General features: G+C 33.4%; 21 protein-coding genes, 1 tRNA gene and 1 pseudogene. 16 read left to right on the top strand and 7 right to left on the bottom strand.

The genetic code is table 11. From position 1 onward, the window contains the following. Nucleotides 1–8 precede the first annotated feature (8 nt). Both ETI37_RS05120 and ETI37_RS05115 read left to right on the top strand, forming a co-directional pair. On the top strand, nucleotides 9–1,337 hold the full coding sequence (locus tag ETI37_RS05120; protein ID WP_034530361.1) for a PTS sugar transporter subunit IIC: 1,329 nt from the start codon (nucleotides 9–11) through the stop codon (nucleotides 1,335–1,337). A 49-nt stretch (nucleotides 1,338–1,386) separates the two neighbouring features. Continuing rightward, nucleotides 1,387–1,460, top strand: a tRNA-Arg gene (locus ETI37_RS05115). A 60-nt stretch (nucleotides 1,461–1,520) separates the two neighbouring features. On the opposite strand, the gene ETI37_RS05110 is transcribed toward ETI37_RS05115, so the two are convergent. Together ETI37_RS05110 and ETI37_RS05105 are read right to left on the bottom strand one after the other, a co-directional pair. Then, complete coding sequence (locus ETI37_RS05110; RefSeq protein WP_006587074.1) at nucleotides 1,521–1,817, bottom strand: nucleoside triphosphate pyrophosphohydrolase; 297 nt, start codon at nucleotides 1,815–1,817, stop codon at nucleotides 1,521–1,523. A gap of 166 nt (nucleotides 1,818–1,983) precedes the next feature. After that, a complete protein-coding gene (locus ETI37_RS05105) occupies nucleotides 1,984–2,163 on the bottom strand; it encodes a hypothetical protein (RefSeq protein WP_006587073.1) in 180 nt (59 codons plus the stop codon). Nucleotides 2,164–2,231: 68 nt separating this feature from the next. On the opposite strand from ETI37_RS05105, the gene wecB reads away from it, so the two are divergent. The 3 genes from wecB (at nucleotide 2,232) to ETI37_RS05090 (ending at nucleotide 4,431) form a co-directional block, all read left to right on the top strand. Next, on the top strand, nucleotides 2,232–3,374 hold the full coding sequence (gene wecB, locus ETI37_RS05100) for a non-hydrolyzing UDP-N-acetylglucosamine 2-epimerase (RefSeq protein ID WP_006587072.1): 1,143 nt from the start codon (nucleotides 2,232–2,234) through the stop codon (nucleotides 3,372–3,374). Nucleotides 3,375–3,553: 179 nt separating this feature from the next. Then, nucleotides 3,554–3,994 (top strand): MarR family winged helix-turn-helix transcriptional regulator, encoded by a 441-nt coding sequence (locus ETI37_RS05095; protein WP_006587071.1) that lies wholly within the window; start codon nucleotides 3,554–3,556, stop codon nucleotides 3,992–3,994. A gap of 2 nt (nucleotides 3,995–3,996) precedes the next feature. Next, nucleotides 3,997–4,431 carry a GNAT family N-acetyltransferase gene (locus ETI37_RS05090; protein WP_006587070.1) on the top strand — a complete coding sequence of 145 codons (435 nt, stop codon included), beginning with the start codon at nucleotides 3,997–3,999 and terminating at the stop codon, nucleotides 4,429–4,431. 29 nt (nucleotides 4,432–4,460) lie between these two features. Here ETI37_RS05090 and ETI37_RS05085 read toward each other — a convergent pair whose 3' ends face one another. After that, nucleotides 4,461–4,964, bottom strand: coding sequence for a GtrA family protein (locus ETI37_RS05085; protein WP_022091258.1), 504 nt, complete (start codon nucleotides 4,962–4,964; stop codon nucleotides 4,461–4,463). Beyond that, nucleotides 4,957–5,403, bottom strand: coding sequence for a flavodoxin (locus ETI37_RS05080; protein ID WP_006587068.1), 447 nt, complete (start codon nucleotides 5,401–5,403; stop codon nucleotides 4,957–4,959). The genes ETI37_RS05085 and ETI37_RS05080 overlap by 8 nt, the downstream gene beginning before the upstream one ends. Before the next feature lie 207 nt (nucleotides 5,404–5,610). On the opposite strand from ETI37_RS05080, the gene map reads away from it, so the two are divergent. From map to galU, 3 genes are all read left to right on the top strand, one after another. Continuing rightward, entirely contained in the window at nucleotides 5,611–6,438 is an 828-nt protein-coding gene (gene map / locus ETI37_RS05075) for a type I methionyl aminopeptidase (protein WP_006587067.1), read from the top strand. Further along, nucleotides 6,431–7,291 carry a YihY/virulence factor BrkB family protein gene (locus ETI37_RS05070; protein ID WP_006587066.1) on the top strand — a complete coding sequence of 287 codons (861 nt, stop codon included), beginning with the start codon at nucleotides 6,431–6,433 and terminating at the stop codon, nucleotides 7,289–7,291. Before map ends, ETI37_RS05070 begins: the two co-directional genes overlap by 8 nt. A gap of 67 nt (nucleotides 7,292–7,358) precedes the next feature. Next, on the top strand, nucleotides 7,359–8,261 hold the full coding sequence (galU, locus tag ETI37_RS05065; RefSeq protein WP_006587065.1) for a UTP--glucose-1-phosphate uridylyltransferase GalU: 903 nt from the start codon (nucleotides 7,359–7,361) through the stop codon (nucleotides 8,259–8,261). Nucleotides 8,262–8,297: 36 nt separating this feature from the next. Here the strand turns inward: galU and ETI37_RS05060 are convergent, their stop codons facing one another. Then, nucleotides 8,298–8,582 (bottom strand): hypothetical protein, encoded by a 285-nt coding sequence (locus ETI37_RS05060; protein ID WP_006587064.1) that lies wholly within the window; start codon nucleotides 8,580–8,582, stop codon nucleotides 8,298–8,300. A gap of 168 nt (nucleotides 8,583–8,750) precedes the next feature. On the opposite strand from ETI37_RS05060, the gene ETI37_RS05055 reads away from it, so the two are divergent. Genes ETI37_RS05055 through ETI37_RS05040 form a run of 4 tightly spaced genes read left to right on the top strand, consistent with a single transcriptional unit; the run spans nucleotide 8,751 to nucleotide 13,283 of the window. Next, complete coding sequence (locus ETI37_RS05055) at nucleotides 8,751–9,707, top strand: alpha/beta hydrolase (protein WP_006587063.1); 957 nt, start codon at nucleotides 8,751–8,753, stop codon at nucleotides 9,705–9,707. 41 nt (nucleotides 9,708–9,748) lie between these two features. Further along, a complete protein-coding gene (locus ETI37_RS05050) occupies nucleotides 9,749–10,894 on the top strand; it encodes a thiolase family protein (protein WP_034535767.1) in 1,146 nt (381 codons plus the stop codon). A gap of 2 nt (nucleotides 10,895–10,896) precedes the next feature. Next, nucleotides 10,897–12,123: a hydroxymethylglutaryl-CoA reductase, degradative gene (locus ETI37_RS05045; RefSeq protein WP_006587061.1), complete on the top strand. Its 1,227-nt coding sequence runs from the start codon at nucleotides 10,897–10,899 to the stop codon at nucleotides 12,121–12,123. Between the two features lie 2 nt (nucleotides 12,124–12,125). Further along, a complete protein-coding gene (locus tag ETI37_RS05040; RefSeq protein WP_006587060.1) occupies nucleotides 12,126–13,283 on the top strand; it encodes a hydroxymethylglutaryl-CoA synthase in 1,158 nt (385 codons plus the stop codon). A 413-nt stretch (nucleotides 13,284–13,696) separates the two neighbouring features. Here the strand turns inward: ETI37_RS05040 and rlmD are convergent, their stop codons facing one another. Continuing rightward, nucleotides 13,697–15,073, bottom strand: a complete 1,377-nt coding sequence (gene rlmD, locus ETI37_RS05035) for a 23S rRNA (uracil(1939)-C(5))-methyltransferase RlmD (protein WP_143458475.1) — start codon at nucleotides 15,071–15,073, stop codon at nucleotides 13,697–13,699. Nucleotides 15,074–15,213: 140 nt separating this feature from the next. Between rlmD and recX the strand changes: the two genes are divergently transcribed. Both recX and ETI37_RS05025 read left to right on the top strand, forming a co-directional pair. Next, nucleotides 15,214–16,029, top strand: a complete 816-nt coding sequence (recX, locus tag ETI37_RS05030) for a recombination regulator RecX (RefSeq protein ID WP_006587464.1) — start codon at nucleotides 15,214–15,216, stop codon at nucleotides 16,027–16,029. 10 nt (nucleotides 16,030–16,039) lie between these two features. Then, nucleotides 16,040–16,516 (top strand): hypothetical protein, encoded by a 477-nt coding sequence (locus ETI37_RS05025; RefSeq protein ID WP_006587463.1) that lies wholly within the window; start codon nucleotides 16,040–16,042, stop codon nucleotides 16,514–16,516. A gap of 2 nt (nucleotides 16,517–16,518) precedes the next feature. On the opposite strand, the gene ETI37_RS05020 is transcribed toward ETI37_RS05025, so the two are convergent. Next, nucleotides 16,519–16,980, bottom strand: a complete 462-nt coding sequence (locus ETI37_RS05020) for a hypothetical protein (protein ID WP_006587056.1) — start codon at nucleotides 16,978–16,980, stop codon at nucleotides 16,519–16,521. Between the two features lie 119 nt (nucleotides 16,981–17,099). Between ETI37_RS05020 and ETI37_RS05015 the strand changes: the two are divergent. Both ETI37_RS05015 and ETI37_RS05010 read left to right on the top strand, forming a co-directional pair. Continuing rightward, a pseudogene (locus tag ETI37_RS05015) lies at nucleotides 17,100–17,964 on the top strand (hemolysin family protein). Then, a complete protein-coding gene (locus tag ETI37_RS05010; protein ID WP_006587054.1) occupies nucleotides 17,964–19,535 on the top strand; it encodes a peptide chain release factor 3 in 1,572 nt (523 codons plus the stop codon). Before ETI37_RS05015 ends, ETI37_RS05010 begins: the two are co-directional and overlap by 1 nt. Nucleotides 19,536–19,598 lie beyond the last annotated feature (63 nt).

Here is a 19,598-nt window from a genome sequence, read left to right as displayed (position 1 = left end):
GAAAGCTTATTAAAAATTTTATCTATTTTTTGGAGAGATGGGTACTTCCTTTAGCAACCACAATGGCAAAATGGCGTTGGTTAGTTGCCTTGCGGGATGCCTTTATATCAGTGATGCCGATCAGCATTGTAGGATCTTTGACTGTTTTAATTCCCGGGTTAATTAATGCTGCAAAAACAGAATTGGGGTTAGGGGCGGTTGAATATGCTTTAACACCGGTAATTAATATTTCTAATTTGATTTATCAAGGAACCTTCCAACTGTTTTCGTTATATTTTGCTTTAGCATGGGGCTATCAATTAGCAAGGAGCTTTGAAGTTAATCGTCTTGCCGGTGCAATAACGTCTTTAGGTTGCTATTTAATGAGCATAGCAAATGTTGTGAAATTAAATATTAATGGTGATGAAGTTTCAATAAAAAATGCTTTTAATACTAGCCAACTTTCGAGTTTAGGCTTGTTTACATCGTTAATTTTTGGTGCTGTTGGGCTATCTATATTTATATTAATGACTAAAGCTAGATTAACTTTACGCTTTAGTTCATACATGCCCCATGCTGAAGAAGCAGCATTCATTGCCTTGATACCAATGATTATTAGTTTGAGTATTGTTGGAGCAATCAATTATATTTTTCAAATGGTGACAGGTACTTATTTTGGAAATTGGTTATTGAATACAATTCAGAATCCTTTGACTAAAATGGGGCAGGGGTTTGGAATAGTATTATTAATCACGTTTTTATTACATGCTTTTTATTTCTTTGGTATTAATGGAATGAGTGTCTTAGTGCCAGTCATTGATTCAATCTGGCTTACTCCACAAAATGCTAATTTAACAGCGGTAAAGTCAGGACATGTTGTTCACTATCTTTGGACTAGAAATTCTTTTGATGTTTATAGCTGGATTGGTGGAACTGGGGATACCTTAGTCTTAATTCTATTGATATTGTTGATTTCAAAACGAAGTGATTTTCGAACTTTAGCGAAGATTGCTATTGGACCAGGATTTTTTAATATAAATGATCCAATAGTCTGGGGATTGCCATTGGTTCTTAATCCATTATATTTAATTCCATTTATTTTAGCACCATTAGCTAACGTTACTCTGGCTTATTGGGCAACGGCTTGGCACTTAGTTGAACCAGTATCAACTTCCGTGCCTAATGTTATTCCGCCATTTTTAAATGCTTTTTTAGCAACTAATTATGACTGGAGGGCATTAGTTTTAGTAGCGGTAAATGTGATAGTAGCGATTTTAATTTGGCTACCATTTGTTCTGGCAGGTGAAAGAATAGCAAAAGAACAAGAAAAACATAGTCTTTTTTCATTTGAATATTAAAAAAGTTGGGTACAATAAGTAAAAGTATGATAGAGTTATATTGTACCTTGGCCACGTAGCTCAGTAGGATAGAGCCACTGTCTCCTAAACAGTAGGTCGCCAGTTCGATTCTGGCCGTGGTCATAATATACAAAAAAAGGTTGATATTCTTCGTTTTTAAACGAAGAATATCAACCTTTTTATTTAACTTTTCTCCATAAATAAAAACTTAGAAAAATCCCCTTTAAATGCTTTTTTATCATTTACAACCTTTAATAACTCTTCTTCAGTAATTCCTTTAAAATCTAAAAATGCTTTTAAAACTGTATAAACATCTGCCAATTCTTCAATTAACTTTTCTTCACTTGTAGCATCTTTTACTTCATTAGCTTCTTCTACAATTTTATTTTTTAGTGCTGGAAGAATTTCGTCTTGGTTGAGTTTTCTAAATTTTGCATTAGTTACAAATTCTGGTATTTTATCTCGTACTAATTTATTCATGTTTAATACTTCTTTCTGTATTGTCCTTAATATAACAAGAACTGATTATGTATTATAGATAAATAAACCCGGATTTATAGTTCATAATTTTATTACTAATCATCATAAAATACAATAACATTTACAAAGAAAAGATATAAAACAAGAATTATAAGAGTTAATATATTTAATATTGTACGATTTTTGCAATAAGTAAAATTGCTACAATTCCCCAACAAATCAATCCGGTTGAAATTAAAATCCATTTTTTTAAAGTGCTTTTTTCCGCTACTCCAAAAACTGAACAAAAAGATCCAATTGTGATTAAAAAGCCACTAATAAATAAATAGAAAAATCGTAAATCCATTTAATTCCCTTCTTTTCAATAACTTATTAATAGCGTATCATAGGTATTAACGCGATGGAGGTAATTTTATGAAGCAAATTAAAGTAATGACTGTTTTTGGAACAAGACCAGAAGCAATTAAGATGGCTCCGCTTGTTTTAAAATTAAAGTCAGATGCACGCTTTGAAGAAGTGACTGTTGTTACTGCTCAACATAGAGAAATGCTTGATCAAGTGTTAGATATTTTTAAGATTAAGCCAGATTATGACTTTAATATTATGCACAAGAACCAAACTTTAGCTGATATTACAACTAAGGTCATGACAATGCTTACTGATACAATTAAAAAAGAAAAGCCTGATATTGTTTTAGTTCATGGTGATACTACTACTTCATTTGCTGCAAGTTTAGCTACATTTTATGAACAAACAACCTTAGGTCACGTTGAAGCTGGACTTAGAACTTGGAATAAATATTCTCCATTTCCTGAAGAAATGAATCGTCAATTAACTGATGTTTTGAGTGATTTATACTTTGCTCCAACTAGTTTAAGTAAACAAAATTTACTTAAAGAAAGTCACCCTGCAGATAATATTTTTATTACTGGTAATACAGCTATTGATGCTTTACATGAAACAGTTCAAAAAGATTACCATCATGATGTTTTAGATGAGATTAAACCAGGTAATCGCGTGATTTTGGTAACTATGCACCGACGTGAAAACCAAGGTGAACCAATGCGCCGAGTATTTAAGGTGATGAAACAAGTGGTGGATAGTCACGATGATGTTGAAATTATTTATCCAGTTCACTTGTCACCACGTGTGCAAGCAGTAGCCAAGGAAGTACTAGGTGGCGATCCTAGAATTCACTTGATTGATCCATTAGATGTTGTTGACTTCCATAACTTAGCTCAAAGAAGTTACTTTATTATGACTGATTCAGGTGGTGTGCAAGAAGAAGCCCCTTCACTTGGTAAGCCCGTTTTAGTCTTACGGGATACTACAGAAAGACCTGAAGGTGTTGAAGCAGGGACTTTGAAGTTAGTAGGTACTGAAGTTGATAAAGTAAGAACTGAAATGGTTAAACTTTTAGAAGATAAGAATGCTTATGAAGAAATGGCCAATGCAAAGAATCCATATGGTGATGGTCATGCAAGTGATCGAATTATGGATGCGATTGCTTATTACTTTGATAAAGAGAATACTGAGCGTCCAGCAGAATTTGAATAAAAAATAAGAGTAATAACTTTAAAACTGGACTTTAATTTCTGACAATATTTATTTTTAAGGCTTGGTTCTGATATTTTATCGGAATTGAGCCTTTTTAGTTTGCAAAAAAACAGGTTGACAAAGGCAACTGTATTGCTATAAGATAATTGACAAAGGCAACTATTTACAGGAGATAACTAATGCTTAACCATAAAGAAATTAATATAATTCGAAAATTTAATCGACAATATGTAATAGCTCTTGGAGTGCTTAATAAGAAGATTTTTAAAACAGATTTATCTTGGCCTGAAGGTAGAATTCTTGAGGAAATTGCTGAAGAAGATGATATAACACCAATTCAAATCGTCCATAAACTACAGGTTGATAAAGGTTATACTAGTCGAATAATTAGCCAATTGGAAAAGAAAATGTTAATTGAAAAAATTCCTGATTCACAAGATCGACGTTCGATTAAATTAGTTTTAACAGCCAAGGGACTTGAAGCATATAAATCAATTGATATGCGTTCGAATGATCAAATAAATAACTTAATTGAAGATTTATCAGACAGTCAACAAATAGAACTTTTTGAGAGTATTGAACGTGTGAATCAATTATTATTTGAAAGAAAGGAAAAATAGTTATGTGGTACGTAAAGAAGTGGAATGAATTAACTCCTAAAGAAATTTGGCAAATCTTAGATTTACGGATTTCTACGTTTGTGGTTGAACAAAAACGAATTTATCATGAAATTGATAAAACAGATCTTTCTGCTTTGCATATTTTTGCAATCAAAAATGATAAAATAATAGCTTATGCTCGTATCTTTTTAAATGAAAAATATGTTTCTTTTGGGAGAGTGGTTACTAGTGAAGTAGTTCGTGGGCATGGATATGGGATGAAGTTATTAAAGAAAATCATGGCTACCATAAAAGACTACTTCCCAGGAAAAGAAATTGAAATTGAAGCTCAAGAACAGGTAAAAGATTTTTATAAAAAAATAGGCTTTAAGACTATTGGAACACCTTTTATTTTTGAATCAACACCTCATATTAAAATGGTTCATGAAAGGTTATAAGTTGATATATTGTAAAATAAAAAGGACCTTTAATGGTCCTTATTTTTTTGCTTTGATTCGATTACATATTGCCGAATTCGTTCTCTAATAAAATGGTCGTTTTTTTGAAAGACAGCTTTAGTAGTTAAATAATTAAAGATTCCCACTAGCAATTGATCAATTAGCTTAACAAGCACTGTATTCCAGCGAAGTACACTTAGGCCTACTAACATAATTAATGTATCGGGTATGATACTAATTATTCTAAAAGTGAAAAAAGCTATTAATTTGTGCCAGATTGATTTACTTTTATCAACATGATGAGTAAAAACAGCATAGTGATTGAAGAAAAATGAGGCTAAGTTAGAAATGATAAATGCTAGAGTATTAGCAAGTACTAAAACTACTTTAAAGTTATTGTGTAAAACGACAAAAACGATTGTGTTAATTAAGGCAGCAACGAAACCAAAAAACATATAAACGTATAAGTTTCTATGACGCCTTAATAGTTTGCGCCCCTGCTCACGTAGTAGGGTACGATCAGATTTAACCATTGAATTTTTCAGCTAATTCATCGGCAATTTCATCAATTTTAGCAATATCATCATCATCAGGGGCATTTTCAACTGTTAATGGTTTAATTACTTCTTCAGCACCACAAGCTAAAAATACTTTTTCAAAGTCAAAAACATTTTCACAGTAGTGGTCCTTGTATGTTTTATCGCCACTACCCATTACTAAGAACTTTTTACCTGATAAGTCGAGATTTTTTAACTGATCGTAAAAGTCTTCAAGTTCATCAGTCATTTTGCCTTCACCGTATGTATAGGTAACAAAAACACAGATATCTGCATTTAAATAATCACTCGCATCGGTAAAAGAAACATCACTAGAGTCAACATCAAAACCAGCATCTTGAAGATCTTCTTCTAAAATTTCGGCCATATCTTCGTCATTTCCAGTCATGCTGGCATAGACAATTTTTACTTGCATATTTTATTCCTTTTCTAAATCGTTATTATTAACTGTTAAATTTTAGCACATTATAACTAAAGATTTAATAGTAGAATGCAAATGTAAACTTAATTTAGAAAAAGATTTATTTTTAGAATAAAAAGTATTAGAGAATAGTTTTTGTTAAAGTAAAAATAAGGCTATAATAGTAGCTGTATTAAACTTTTTATTGAAGGAGAAAAAAATTTGATTACTTTAAAATCAACTCGTGAACTCAAGGGTATGCAAAAATCAGGTCGTTTACTTGCTTCTTTGTTTGAAGCTTTAAGAGATGTGATTAAACCCGGAATTTCAACTTGGGATATTGAAGAATTTGCCCAAAAATTTATGAAAGAACGTGGCGGTCGCTTATCAGAACAAGGTTTTGAGGGTTATAAGTATGGTACTTGTATTTCAGTTAATGATGAAATTGCCCACGCAATTCCTAGAAAAAATCTTATTTTACAAGAAGGCGATTTAGTTAGTGTTGATGTAACTTGTAATTTAGATGGTTATGAAACTGATTCATGTACTACTTATCCAGTAGGTAAAATTTCTGAAGAAGATCAACGACTTCTTGATGTAACTAAGAAGGCAATGTATTTAGGAATTGATCAAGCCCAAGTGGGTAATAGAATTGGTGATATTGGTGCCGCAATTCAACATTATGTTGAAGATGAAAATGGTTTTGGCGATGTACGTGAATTAATTGGACATGGTATTCAACCAACTATTCACGAAGATCCAGAAGTACCACACTGGGGTAAAGCAGGTCACGGATTGCGCTTAAAGGAAGGTATGACTATTACAGTTGAACCAATGCTTGAAGCTGGTGGTGACTGGAGAATTATGCAAAAGACAGTTGATGATCCAAACGATGATTGGGTTTACTATGTAACTCCAGATGGTTCAAAAGCTGCTCAATTTGAACATACCTTTGCTATTACTAAAGATGGTCCTAAGATTTTAACTTTGCAAAAGCCTTATGATGGTTTAGAAAAGTATTTGCCACATTTTGATGAATTAGATGATTAAAAAAATTGATTGGCGGCAATTCTTTAAAATCTTTTCTAAAAGAATGTCGCGCGGTGAGATTAATCAAGGCTCAATTGTTATAGCATATTATTTGTTATTTAGTATGTTTCCAATAATAATTATTGCTGGAAACATTATGCCACTATTCCATTTAAAGCCAGAAGTGGTTGAAGAATACTTGATTTATGGTCTGCCAACGAAAGTGGCAGACTTTATTATGCCGATTGTGAAATCAGTATTACAAAAACAATCAACTGGATATATTTCTTTCGGGATTTTGATTGCTTTGTGGTCGTTTTCGTCGCTAACTAATGCAATGAGGATTAGTATGAATCGAATCTATGGAGTTAGACAACAAGAATTGCGTTTTTCATTTGGTAGAAAGTTATTAGAACGTGGTGTGGTTGTTTTAATTACTGGTTTGATGATTATTTTACTGACTGTTTTGACGATTGCTTTGACTTTTGGTCAAGAAATTTTAGATAGTGTAAAGGCCTTTTTAGGGATTAATTATCTAGGGATAGAGAGTATTTTTACATATAAATGGTTAGTATTACTTGCAGTAATGCTAGTAGTAATAGCTTATTTTAATTTTGCTTTGCCGAATGTAAAAAAACGTAAGCGCGCAATTTGGCCAGGTGTTTTTATTAACTTAGTTGGTTGGTCCGGTTTATCATATCTTTTTGGTTTATATTTAAGCCATTTTAAGCTTTCTTTTGAAAACTATGGTATTGTTGGTACTTTTATTATTTTTATGTTATGGTTGAACCTAAGTTCACTGTTATTTTTGCTTGGCGTATGTGTTAATGCGACAATTGATGAATTAAAGCATGGAGATGCTAAAATCCGATAGTTGAAAGCGCATAATTTTGATATACTATGTTTTATAACGGAAATAAAAAATAGGAAAGTGTGAATAAATGAAAGTTAGAAAAGCAGTTATTCCCGCAGCAGGTTTGGGTACTAGATTTTTGCCTGCTACTAAGGCTATGCCGAAAGAAATGTTACCAATTCTTGATAAACCAACTATTCAATTTATTGTTGAAGAAGCTAAGGCATCAGGAATTGAAGATATTTTAATCGTTACTGGTAAGAGTAAGCGTCCAATTGAGGATCACTTTGACTCAAATCCTGAACTTGAAGCCAATCTTGAAGAAAAGCATAAAGAAAAACTCTTAGAATTAACTCAAAGCATTACTAACTTAGGGGTTAATTTGTACTACACTCGTCAACCACATCCAGCTGGTCTGGGAGATGCTATTTACCGTGCCAAGAGCTTTGTAGCTGGTGAACCATTTGTTGTTTTACTTGGCGATGATTTAATGAGTGATAAGGTTCCTTTAACTCAACAATTGATTAATCGTTATAATGAAACCCACGCTTCAACAATTGCTGTAAAGCGTGTTCCACATGAAGATGTTTCAAAATACGGAATTATTGCACCAGATGGTGAAATAACTAATGGCCTTTACAATGTAAAGTCATTTGTTGAAAAGCCTGCTGTTGATAAGGCACCAAGTAACTTGGCTATTATTGGTCGTTACTTGTTAACTCCTGAGATTTTTGATATTTTAGGTAAGCAAAAACCAGGTGCTGGCGGTGAAATTCAATTAACTGATGCAATTGACACTATGAATAAGACGCAACGCGTTTTTGCTCACGTATTTAATGGTGAACGTCATGACGTTGGTAACAAGGAAGGATACCTTGAAACTTCAATTGAATATGGTTTGACTCATCCAGAAACTAAGGATGCTTTAAGAGCATATATTTTGGACTTAGCTAAAAAACTTGAAGCTGAAAAGAAACCTAACAAGAAGTAATAGTTACTAAAAAGAAGACCTTATGGTCTTCTTTTTTTACATTAAAATGGCTATTTTTTTGTCCACGATAATCTGTAAACCATAGACTGGAAATTCATGATTATTAATGATAATTTTAAGCTCGATTTGTTTATTTTTTGTTCGAGCTATTATATTAAAAATCTTATCTTTAGTTAATGGTGTAGTTCCTGAATAAAGAAAACAATGAGTACTGGTTAGACTTAATTTTGTTAATGGCAAAAGTTGGCTTTCTTGTTTTAAATAAAATTGGGTCTGACCAGTTAAATCTTTGCTTACTTGTAAAAAATCAATTAATCTCATTTATTAACTTTCTCTTTAATTAAATATTTATTACTTTTTATATGCCTATATTTGGGATAATATCGTAAAGAAGAGCTAATTTTACTTTTTGATATTTCCTATCTGTTCTCTTTAGTGATATACTGTTAAAAGCTTATTTTGAATAGTATATGAAAGACGGTGGAGCACATGATGGAAAAGAACGCGAAGAAGTCTAAGCGATTAAAATGGCTTGGTGGCATTTTTGCTTTTATAGTTTTAGCTTTTTTAGGAGCAGGAATGTACTTTTATAATGTAGCAGTAGTTCCAGGACACAAAACATTTTTAAGCAGTAGTAAACCTCTGACTAAGTCAGATCCTTTGTATCAGGAAAAACTTTGGTATAAAAAAGCTACTAAGAAGCATCTTTATATGATGAGTAGTGATAATAAGTTGCGACTCGATGCTAATTATATCAAAAATGGCAATTCCCAAAAAACTGTAATCATTTTGCATGGCTATATGAATAACAAAGATGGAATGGGTGAATATGCCGCATTATTTCATTCATTGGGCTACAATGTCTTGTTGCCAGATGCACGTGGACATGGTCAAAGTCAAGGGAATTATGTTGGATATGGTTGGATGGAAAAAGATGATGTGAAAAAGTGGACTCAAAAATTACTTAAAGATAATCCGAAGCAGGAGATTGTAATCTTTGGGGTTTCAATGGGTGGAGCTACAACGATGATGACTAGTGGTTTGAAGTTGCCTAGTCAGGTTAAGGCTTTTATTGAAGATTGCGGATATACTAATGCTAAGAATGAGATAGAGCATGAAGCTCAAGCTTTGTATAATATGCCAACCTTTCCACGTTTCCCATTAGTAGAAGTGTTGAGTGGAATAACTCGTTTAAGAGCAGGTTATTTCTTGGGGGATGCAGATAGTATCAAGATGCTCAAGAAAAATACTAAGCCAATGATGTTTATTCATGGAGCTAAAGATAATTTTGTACCAACTGAAATGGTTTATAAAAATTATCGAGCAAGCAACGGCCCTAAGCAGCTATGGGTAGTTCCAGGGGCCAGTCATGCTAAGTCATTTGCAACACATCCGCAAGAATATAAAGCTAAAATCAAAGCATTTTTAAATAAGTACATCAAATAGTAAAATTAGCATCAGATTTTGGAGAAATGAGAGGAAATTTGATGCAAAACATTTATATTGTAGCGGCTAAAAGAACACCTTTTGGCCGCTACCGTGGACAATTAGCAGCTTTTAATGCCGTAGAATTAGGGACATTTGCCCTTAAAGACGCCTTAATGGCTGCTAATTTGCGTTCTAATGAGTTAGATGCCTTGTTTATGGGAAATGTCTTAAGTGCAGGACTTGGACAAAACATGGCTCGCCAAGTTGCTATTAATAGTGGTATGAAAAATGAAAGTGTTGCCACAACGATTAATGAAGTTTGTGGTTCATCACTTAAAGCAGTTCGGTTAGCTCAAGCGCAAATGCTCATTGGTGATTTAAAATTAGTAGCGGTTGGTGGTAGTGAAAGTATGACCAATGCTCCACTCTTAGCTAAAAAGTCTGAAAAAGATAATCCCCACTTTATTGATAGTATGCTTTATGATGGATTAACTGATGCTTTTAGTAATAAGTTAATGGGTAATACTTGTGAGAATGTAGCTATTAAATATGGTATTAGTCGTCAACAAGCTGATGAGTTTAGTGTAGATTCACATAAAAAAGCAGCTATAGCTCAAGAGCACGGCTTCTTTGACCAAGAAATTAGCCCAGTAGTTGATTTAAGCTATGACGAAAATGTACGTCCTGACTCTAGTGTTGAAAAATTAGCTAGTTTAAAAACCGTTTTTAAAGCAGATGGTGTTGCAACAGCAGGTAATTCATCTTCATTATCTGATGGTGCAAGTATGTTAATTTTAGCTACTGAGGATAAAGTTAAGGAATTAAACCTTAAACCTCTTGCTAAGTTAAGTGCCTATGCAGAAGTAGGACTTGATCCACAAATAATGGGCTTTGGTCCAAAAGTAGCCATTGAAAAATTACTCCAAGAAACTGGACAAAAACTTGCTGATATTGATTTATTTGAAATTAATGAGGCTTTTGCAGCTACTAGTTTAGCTGTTGAAAAAGAATTGCATTTAGATCATAACAAGGTTAATATCCATGGTGGTGCTTTGGCTTTAGGGCATCCTTTAGGAGCAAGTGGTGCGAGAATTTTAGGTACTTTAGCTCATTCTTTAATTAGTGAAAATAAAGAAAGAGGAATTGCTAGTTTGTGCATTGGTGGCGGGTTAGCAATTGCTTTTGAAATCGAGCGGGTGAAATAAAGGTGAAATTTTATCAGTTGTCTGCAAGTGAGCGACGAGAAAGCTTACTTCAGAAAGGAATTAAGCTTAATAAAGTTGATTATGACTTGTTAGCAGAATTAGATACACTTAGTGAAAATGTAATAGGTAAGTTGACCTTACCATTATCAATTCTGCAAGTAGCAGTTGTTAATGGCAAAAGCTTTCAAATTCCAATGGCAACTGAAGAAGCGTCAGTTGTTGCAGCAGCCAACCATGGGTTAAATATCTTTAATCAAAATGGTGGTGCTATTGCCAAAAGTGAGCGGACAGGAATTTGGGGACAATTAGTTTTCAAAGTAGAGAAATTCTCATTAGCAAGCTTTAAAAGTAAAGAGCTTAGTTATTTAAATGCTGCCAACCAAGAATTTGCTTCTTTGGTTAAGCATGGTGGCGGTGTCAAAAAAATTGTCTCTGAATTAAAAGATAATTTGCTTTTTTTACGAGTTCTGGTTGATCCTGCTGAAAGCATGGGGGCTAATCGAACTAATGCAATCCTAGAATTTTTGGGACAAAAAATTAGTCAAGAATTTGCTGTTGAAAAATTATATGCAATTTTATCTAATTATCCTAGTCAATTTACTCACGCTAAAGTATCTTTAGCTTTTGCAAGCTTAACTAAAACCCAAGATAAAAAAATTGGAGAAGAAATTGCTCAAAAAGTTGCCTTACTTAGCAAAATTGGTAAGCAAGATTCTTATCGTGCTGTTACTAACAATAAGGGAATTATGAATGGTGTAGATGCAATTTTACTTGCAACAGGAAATGATTTTCGAGCAGTAGAGGCGGCTTGTCATCAGGCAGCCAGTCTATCAGGTACATATCAAAGCTTGAGCAGCTGGCAGATTGAAGATGGTAAGCTAGTTGGTGAGATAAGCTTGCCTCTTGCTATTGGCGTGGTTGGGGGCTCCATTAAGTCACGTAGTGATGTACAAGTAGCATATAATATTTTGGGGCAAGTTAGCGTCAGTGAACTAGCTGAACTTATTGCAACTGTTGGATTAGCGAATAATCTGGCAGCATTACTTGCTATTTCAACTGTTGGTATTCAAAAGGGCCATATGAATTTGCAAATTCGCAATGTTTTGAAAAATTTATCTGCTACTGATAATGAAAAAAAAGCAGTAAAGCAGTTGATGCAAGAGCAAAAACGCTATGGTGAAACTGATGCAAAGAATTTTTTACAAAAGATTAGAGAGGAAAATAGTTAAGAATGAAAGTCGGTATTGATAAAATAGGTTTTTATACACCAAATAAATTTGTCGATATGGTGGATTTAGCTGAAGCAAGAAATGTAGATCCTGGCAAGTTTTTAATTGGAATTGGCCAAAATAAAATGGCGGTTGCAGATAAAAGTCAAGATGCTGTATCAATGGCAATCAATGCAACTAGTGAATATATTGATGAAATTGATCTTGAAAAGTTAGGATTGCTAGTATTTGGTACGGAATCAAGTGTCGATCAATCTAAGTCTGCTTCATTATTTGTCAAAAAGGCTTTGAATTTACCCAAAAATATTAGAACTTTTGAATTGAAAGAAGCTTGCTTTGGCTTAACAGCAGCTATTTTGACAGCAATTGATTATGTTAGAGCACATGAAGATAAGACCGCAATTGTTATTGGTAGTGATATTGCGCGTTATGGCGTAGCAACACCTGGTGAAGTTACGCAAGGTGCTGGTAGTATTAGTTTACTTATTAAAAAAGACCCAAGTATCTTAGAAATTGATAGTGAAACTAGTATGTATTCTGATGATATTGATGATTTTTGGCGCCCTAACAATTTCAAATGTGCTTTAGTTGATGGTAAATACTCAACTAATGTTTATCTTGATTTCTTCAAGAATTGTTTTGAAGATTATACTCAAAAGCAAAACTTGAAGACGAGTGACTTTGAAGCATTATTGTTCCACTTGCCATTTACTAAAATGGGACAAAAAGCTCTTAAATTAGCTATTGAAGGTCAAGAACCTGAAACATGTGCTAGACTGCTTGATAAATTTGTAGCAAGTGCAACTTATAGTAAAGAAGTTGGTAATATTTATACAGCTTCACTTTACATGTCTTTACTTAGTTTATTAGAAGTAGATCAACCAAAGGCAGGGAGTTTAATTGGACTATTTTCATATGGTTCAGGTGCAATGGCAGAATTCTTTACTGGTCGTTTAGTAGAAGGATACGAAAAACAATTATATCCTGCAAAGCATAAAGAACTGCTAGAAAATCGTAAAAAATTAACGGTTTCAGAATATGAAGAAATATTTAATGATAGTTTGAAAGACTTGGCTGCTAGTGAAGAAATAAATTCTGATGCAAATGGTTGGTATTTTGCTGGAACAAATGAAAATATTCGTCAATATTCTAAGAAATAATACTTGCAAGCGGTTACATAAAATGATATATTAGAAGTGTGGAAGAGGTAGAAAGTAACAAAATTTAGGTTTTTATCTCCAGAATTGTATTGTTAGTTGAATGAAGATTCTCTGAAAAAGAGGTGTCAGCCGTTATAGTTAATAGACTTATGATTTGGCTGCGCGTATGTTTTCCATTTGATTATTAAAAATAGGTTGCGTTCTTTTCGCAAAAACTCGAACAAGTGATGTTATTATGGTCGCGTCAGCCAATATATTGATAAACATGTTGATGATTGTGACTAGAGGAAATACTACCTCATCCATTTGATGAACAGGCTACTTACCAGGAAGAGTAAAAGGGTAGCCTGTTTTTTAATGCAAAAAAGAAGACTAGTAATGTTATTTTACATTACTAGTCTTTTTTTCTAAAACTAATTTTCTTTACGTAAAACTAATTTAGCGATTGCTTCGCAACGAGCAGTTTGTGGTAGCATATCGACATTTTCAATTACGCGAACATCATATACTTCACTTAACATTACTAAATCTTGAGCTAAAGTAGATGGATTACATGAAATATAAACAAAGCTCTCAGGTTTAACTTGCATAATGGTCTTAATTAAGGATTTAGCTAACCCTGTTCTTGGTGGATCGACAATTAAAGCATCGATTGGAACCCCACTGTTTTTTAGTTGTGGCAAGATTTTTTCAACGCTACCTTGTAGATATTCAGTATTGCGGACATGGTTTAATTTAACATTGTGCATTGCATCTTCAACTGCTTCAGGGATGCTTTCAATACCAATAACTTGCTTAACATAGTCACTGGCAATGATACCAATTGTCCCAACGCCACTGTAAGCATCAATTAAAACTTGATCAGGAGTTAAGTTAAGCAGTTTAATAGCTTCGCTGTAAAGAATTTCTGTTTGTTCTGGATTAAGTTGGAAAAATGCTCTTGGAGATAAAGCAAATTTTTTATCGAGAATATGTTCTATAATTTGATTCTTTCCAGCTAGTTTAACCGTCTTATTTCCCCAAACTTGCGGATTATTCCAATCAGTTTCATTTTGAAAGACAGAAACTACGTTATCAAGCTTCATAACTTCTTGAGCTAGTTTTTTCAAACCATTAATCTTTTTCCCAATAGTAATAAAAGTAACCTGCATTTCTCCAGTAGAAACAGCTTCACGAACTACTATTGTTTTAATTCCATCAAAATGCTTGCGCCAATTGGCAACAGGTAGATGATATTTGTCGATTAATTTTTTGATTAAACGTTCTGTTTTTTGGGTATTTTTAGATTGGGTAGGCATTTCCGGTAGGTCAATTAAACGACGGGAATTTGGTGCATACATGCCCAATTTGGTTTTCCCTTTACTAAATTCGAGTTGGTATTGTGCTTTAGCACGATAATGCCAATTTTCTTTAGCTGGGATAGTATTTTTAACTTTGTATTTTTGATAGCCACGAGGATGATATTTTCTAAGAGATTCTAAGACAATATCTTTCTTGAATTCAAGTTGCTTGTCATAACTTAAATGAGCTAGTTCTAGACCACCAATTTCTGGATCAACTTTATCAGGGAAAGCCACCCGATTAGGACTTTTTTCTTTAATTCGAACTAATTCACCTTCGATGTAGCCAGGATGTGTTTTAATTATTTGGGCTACGACTACTTCATCTGGTAAAGCACCAGGAATAAAAATAATCTTTTTTTTATAATAGCCAATACCTTCACCATTAATACCTAAGCGCTTAATGGTAATAATAATGTCTTTTTTTAAATCTTTCTTTTGATATACCATTTCATAATTCTTTCTACAAAAATCTAATTTTACTGTCTTAGATTATATTAAGTGCAAAAAACTACACGTGCAAGAAAAAAAGTAGTGTTGAAGGTTACTTTTTTTGATAGCATGGAATTAAACTAGTGAAAGGAAATATGATGTCAAAAATTACAAAAGTTTCCGCACAAAAAAGAAGCGGACGATATAATATTTTTCTTGATGATAAATATGCTTTTTCAGCAAGTGAGCGCACACTGACAGAATTTCGATTATTTAAAGGCAGTGAGCTGACCGATAAGCAAATTGAACAAATTAAACAATTTGATACAGATGCCAAAGCTAGTGAACTAGCTGCTCGGTATTTAAGTTATCAAATTAGAACAGTTGATGAAGTAAGACAATATTTGGTTAAGCATGAATTAAGCCCTGAAGCAATTGACAGTGCAATTAACGAATTTATTAACTTGGGCTATTTAAATGATTTCGAGTATGCTCGACTATTTATAAAAAATGATTTGGCAGTTGGACAAGATGGACCAGCTTCTGTTGCTCAAAAATTGCGCTTAAAAAAAGTCCCAGATAACAATATTGAAGATGCATTAGCAGAAGTTTCATCTGAGGACTGGATAGAAGTGGGAAAAAGATTGATTAAATCTTTAAAAAATCAACTTGGAAAAATAGCCTTTAACGAAGTTAAGAAAAAAATGACGTTCAAGTTATTGCAACATGGTTTTAGAACTGATTTAGTGCAAGTTATAATTGATGATTTAGATTTAGTTAATGAAGAAACGCAAGAAGATGAGGCTTTGAAAAAACAAGGTATAAAAGCTTATAAACGTTTTAAAAGACTTGATGAAAGCCAAAGAAAGTATAAAATAAGAACGTATTTATATAGTCACGGCTTTTCAAATAATGATATTGACCGTTTTTTGGCAGGAGAAGTTATTTCTCTTTCAGAATTAGATGAATATTAGGAGAAGTTTTATGAAAACAACAATTGATGAATTATTTTTTTATGGACGACCATTTCCAGCTAGTTTAATTGACCAAAATCGTAGTTTTTCTGAACAAAATATGATGATGGAAAACGATGAAGAATTTGCTAATTTTTTGAAAGAAAATAATTTAGAAAATAATCGAGCAAGTTTAGTTGTGTTTAATCCAGATAGCTTTATGTATTGGTATGGAGCTGTTAGTGACCATGAACTTACCAAAAGTCATGGGATGCTCAAGATGAACTTACCAAAAAGTGAAGTGGCTGTTAAAGAAAGAAATGGTGATTTAGCCAATCTTTCAACACCTTTGAATAGCTCAATTCCTAGTTTCTTAAAAGATGTTACTGCTGAAGGAATTAAGGTGTATGAAAACTTAGGCGATTCACCACTTCCATATGTTTTACAAAAAGTTGATTTAGATACAAAAAAACTGACCCAAGTGCTTTACTTGAAGGTCAGTGAATAAAGTTAATGTTGGCCAGGATCAATTGAAAGGTTGTCATATTCTAAATATGCCCCAATACAAGTTGAAACAAACATTACTATCAAGGTAATGCCAACTGAATTGCCAACAATTTGATCTAAGTTAAGGAAAGTGCGGACTAGGAAGGTTGCAATATAACATAAAATAAAATCTAAAACTATATTGGCTAGTTGTAACCAAGGCCGCCGTCTAACACTAAAGAAACGAAGAAATTGTTCAAAAAGTCCTTCATTAATTTGATTAGCCATCAAGTCAAGTGGTCGTTGAATTGTTGCTTTAATGGCAAACATAATAAAGCTCCCCATTAAAGCTCCAATAGTTGAACGCCAAATGCTGCTAGAATGAAGAACTAAAGCATTATATCCAATTCCGATAACTGCTAAGCTGCACAAGTATGGAATTAGTAGTAAAAAGACAAAAACTAAATATACACGTTTCTTTTCCATAAGTATAACCTCTTTCTTAGTAGCATTTTATCATAAAATTGCGCTTAGCTATGGTATAATACTATGGATTATTTGACATATTTTATTTTTATTATTAAAGATAGAAAGAGAGCAAGAAGATGAGTAGTGACCCTGCGGCGTCAAATTTCTTTGAAAATCTACGTAAAAAAATTTGTGGGTGAGGAAGAAAGTGAACCCCTTGAGCAATTAGAACAAGAAATTGAAAAATTGCATGAAGATAAGTCGATTAATGATACAGTCTATTCTATGTTTACTGGGATTTTAAACTTTCAAGGTAAAATGGCCCGGGAAGTAATGGTACCAAGAACAGATGCGTTCATGGTCGATATTAATGATAATTTTCAAGATAATCTTGATGATATATTGCATGAACCATATTCTCGAATCCCTGTATATGATCAAGACAAGGATATAATTGTTGGTGTTATCCATATTAGAACTGTTTTGCGTAAGGCAAGAAAGCTAGGCTTTGATAAACTTGATTACCAAGATGTAATGTATAAGCCGCTGTTTGCACCAGAAACAATTGATTTAGGTGAATTATTAGTTGAAATGCAAAAAAGACAGCAACAAATTGCTATTTTAACTGATGAATATGGTGGGGTTGTTGGTTTAGCAACTATTGAAGACTTAATTGAAGAAATAGTCGGTGATATTGATGATGAAGTTGATACTGCTGAAGTTTTATTTACCAAGTTAAGTGACAATAAGTATGTAATTTACGGTAAGATGACCCTTGATGATTTCAATGAAGAATTTGAAACCAATTTAGAAATGGAAGATGTTGATACTGTTGCCGGTTATGTCATTACAAAATTGGGAATGATTCCTGCAAAGGGCGAGAAGTTATCCGTTCCTTTAGACAATGGTATGGTTTTGACAACTAGAAGAATGAAAGGGTCTCGAATTCTTACCTTGCTTTTAACAATTCCAAATAAAAAGAAAGAAGAAATTGAGGATTAATGGCAGAGAAGTTATTAGATCAAGTTAATAAGCGTCGGACTTTTGCAATCATTTCCCACCCCGATGCTGGTAAGACAACAATTACGGAACAAATGCTTTTATTTGGTGGGGTTATTAGAAGTGCTGGTACAGTTAAAGCACGTAAGTCTGGCCATTTCGCAACTAGTGACTGGATGGAAATTGAAAAAAAGCGTGGTATTTCTGTTACTAGTTCAGTTATGCAATTCGAATATGAAGGTAAGAGAATTAATATTCTTGATACACCAGGACACCAAGACTTCTCTGAAGATACTTACCGTACTTTGATGGCAGTAGATGCAGCGGTTATGGTAATTGATTCAGCTAAGGGTATCGAACCACAGACTAAGAAGCTTTTCAAAGTTGTGCGTAAACGTGGTATTCCAATCTTTACTTTTATGAACAAGCTTGATCGTGATGGTCGGGATGGCTTAGATTTAGTAGCTGAATTAGAGGATATCTTAGGTATCGAAGGTGTTGCGATGAATTGGCCTATTGGTTCTGGTAAGAGCTTAAAGGGCTTATACGATATTCAAAATAACCGAGTAGAGCTTTATCGTAAAGATGGCGATGATCGCTTTATTGACTTAGATAGCGAAGGTAAATTACCTGAAAGCGAAGAATTAAGTCATGATAGCTTATATTTGTCAGCATTAGATGATATTGAATTAATTAAAGAAGCAGGTAATACTTTTGATGAAGAAAGAGTATTAGCGGGTGAACAGACACCAGTTTTCTTTGGATCAGCTTTAACTAATTTTGGGGTTGAAACTTTCTTGAAGAGTTTTGTTGATTTAGCGCCAGCACCAAGTAGCCATAAAGTTAATGATGATGAAGAACTTAAACCAGATGATGAAGAATTTTCTGGCTTTATCTTTAAGATTCAAGCTAACATGAATCCAAATCACCGTGACCGAATTGCCTTTGTTAGAATTGGTAGTGGTGAATTTGAAAAGGGACTTGATGTAACTTTAGCAAGAACTGGCAAGGCAGTTCGTTTAAATAATGCGACTGAATTTATGTCAAGTGAGCGTGTTCAAGTATCTAAAGCTGTCGCTGGTGATATTGTTGGGCTATATGATACTGGTAATTTCCAGATTGGTGATAGTATTTATGCTGGTAAACGTAAAATCGTTTATGAACCACTTCCTGAATTTACGCCAGAATTATTTATGCGAGTTACAGCTAAGAATGTAATGAAGCAAAAGTCATTCCATAAGGGAATGAATCAATTAGTTCAAGAAGGGGCAGTTCAGTTATACCGCAACTTTAACACTGATGAATATATTTTAGGGGCAGTTGGACAACTTCAATTTGAAGTATTTAAGTTTAGAATGCAAAATGAATATAATTCAGAAGTAGAAATGACATCATTAGGTAAGAGAGTTGCGCGTTGGATTGATCCAGAGCAACTTGATCCTAAGATGTCCTCATCACGGAACCTCTTGGTTAAGGATCGATATGATAAGCCATTGTTCTTATTTGAAAATGAATTTGCAATGCGCTGGTTCCATGATAAATATCCAGATGTAAAATTAACTGAAAAGTTGTAAGATTAGAAAAGCACTGAGTTAGAAGCTCAGTGCTTTTTTATCGTTTTATAATAAGCGCTTACA

The organism is Lactobacillus mulieris (assembly GCF_007095465.1).
Classification (GTDB): domain Bacteria; phylum Bacillota; class Bacilli; order Lactobacillales; family Lactobacillaceae; genus Lactobacillus; species Lactobacillus mulieris.
The sequence above is the reverse complement of the archived record's forward strand: the minus strand, read 5'-3'. Positions and strand labels throughout refer to the sequence as shown.

Coding starts and splice junctions, on each gene's coding strand:
- ETI37_RS05110 (WP_006587074.1), bottom strand. CDS start 1,817: ATGAATAAATTAGTACGAGATAAAATACCAGAATTTGTAACTAATGCA.
- ETI37_RS05105 (WP_006587073.1), bottom strand. CDS start 2,163: ATGGATTTACGATTTTTCTATTTATTTATTAGTGGCTTTTTAATCACA.
- wecB (WP_006587072.1), top strand. CDS start 2,232: ATGAAGCAAATTAAAGTAATGACTGTTTTTGGAACAAGACCAGAAGCA.
- ETI37_RS05095 (WP_006587071.1), top strand. CDS start 3,554: ATGCTTAACCATAAAGAAATTAATATAATTCGAAAATTTAATCGACAA.
- ETI37_RS05090 (WP_006587070.1), top strand. CDS start 3,997: ATGTGGTACGTAAAGAAGTGGAATGAATTAACTCCTAAAGAAATTTGG.
- ETI37_RS05085 (WP_022091258.1), bottom strand. CDS start 4,964: ATGGTTAAATCTGATCGTACCCTACTACGTGAGCAGGGGCGCAAACTA.
- ETI37_RS05080 (WP_006587068.1), bottom strand. CDS start 5,403: ATGCAAGTAAAAATTGTCTATGCCAGCATGACTGGAAATGACGAAGAT.
- ETI37_RS05070 (WP_006587066.1), top strand. CDS start 6,431: ATGATTAAAAAAATTGATTGGCGGCAATTCTTTAAAATCTTTTCTAAA.
- galU (WP_006587065.1), top strand. CDS start 7,359: ATGAAAGTTAGAAAAGCAGTTATTCCCGCAGCAGGTTTGGGTACTAGA.
- ETI37_RS05060 (WP_006587064.1), bottom strand. CDS start 8,582: ATGAGATTAATTGATTTTTTACAAGTAAGCAAAGATTTAACTGGTCAG.
- ETI37_RS05055 (WP_006587063.1), top strand. CDS start 8,751: ATGATGGAAAAGAACGCGAAGAAGTCTAAGCGATTAAAATGGCTTGGT.
- ETI37_RS05050 (WP_034535767.1), top strand. CDS start 9,749: ATGCAAAACATTTATATTGTAGCGGCTAAAAGAACACCTTTTGGCCGC.
- ETI37_RS05040 (WP_006587060.1), top strand. CDS start 12,126: ATGAAAGTCGGTATTGATAAAATAGGTTTTTATACACCAAATAAATTT.
- rlmD (WP_143458475.1), bottom strand. CDS start 15,073: ATGGTATATCAAAAGAAAGATTTAAAAAAAGACATTATTATTACCATT.
- recX (WP_006587464.1), top strand. CDS start 15,214: ATGTCAAAAATTACAAAAGTTTCCGCACAAAAAAGAAGCGGACGATAT.
- ETI37_RS05025 (WP_006587463.1), top strand. CDS start 16,040: ATGAAAACAACAATTGATGAATTATTTTTTTATGGACGACCATTTCCA.
- ETI37_RS05020 (WP_006587056.1), bottom strand. CDS start 16,980: ATGGAAAAGAAACGTGTATATTTAGTTTTTGTCTTTTTACTACTAATT.
- ETI37_RS05010 (WP_006587054.1), top strand. CDS start 17,964: ATGGCAGAGAAGTTATTAGATCAAGTTAATAAGCGTCGGACTTTTGCA.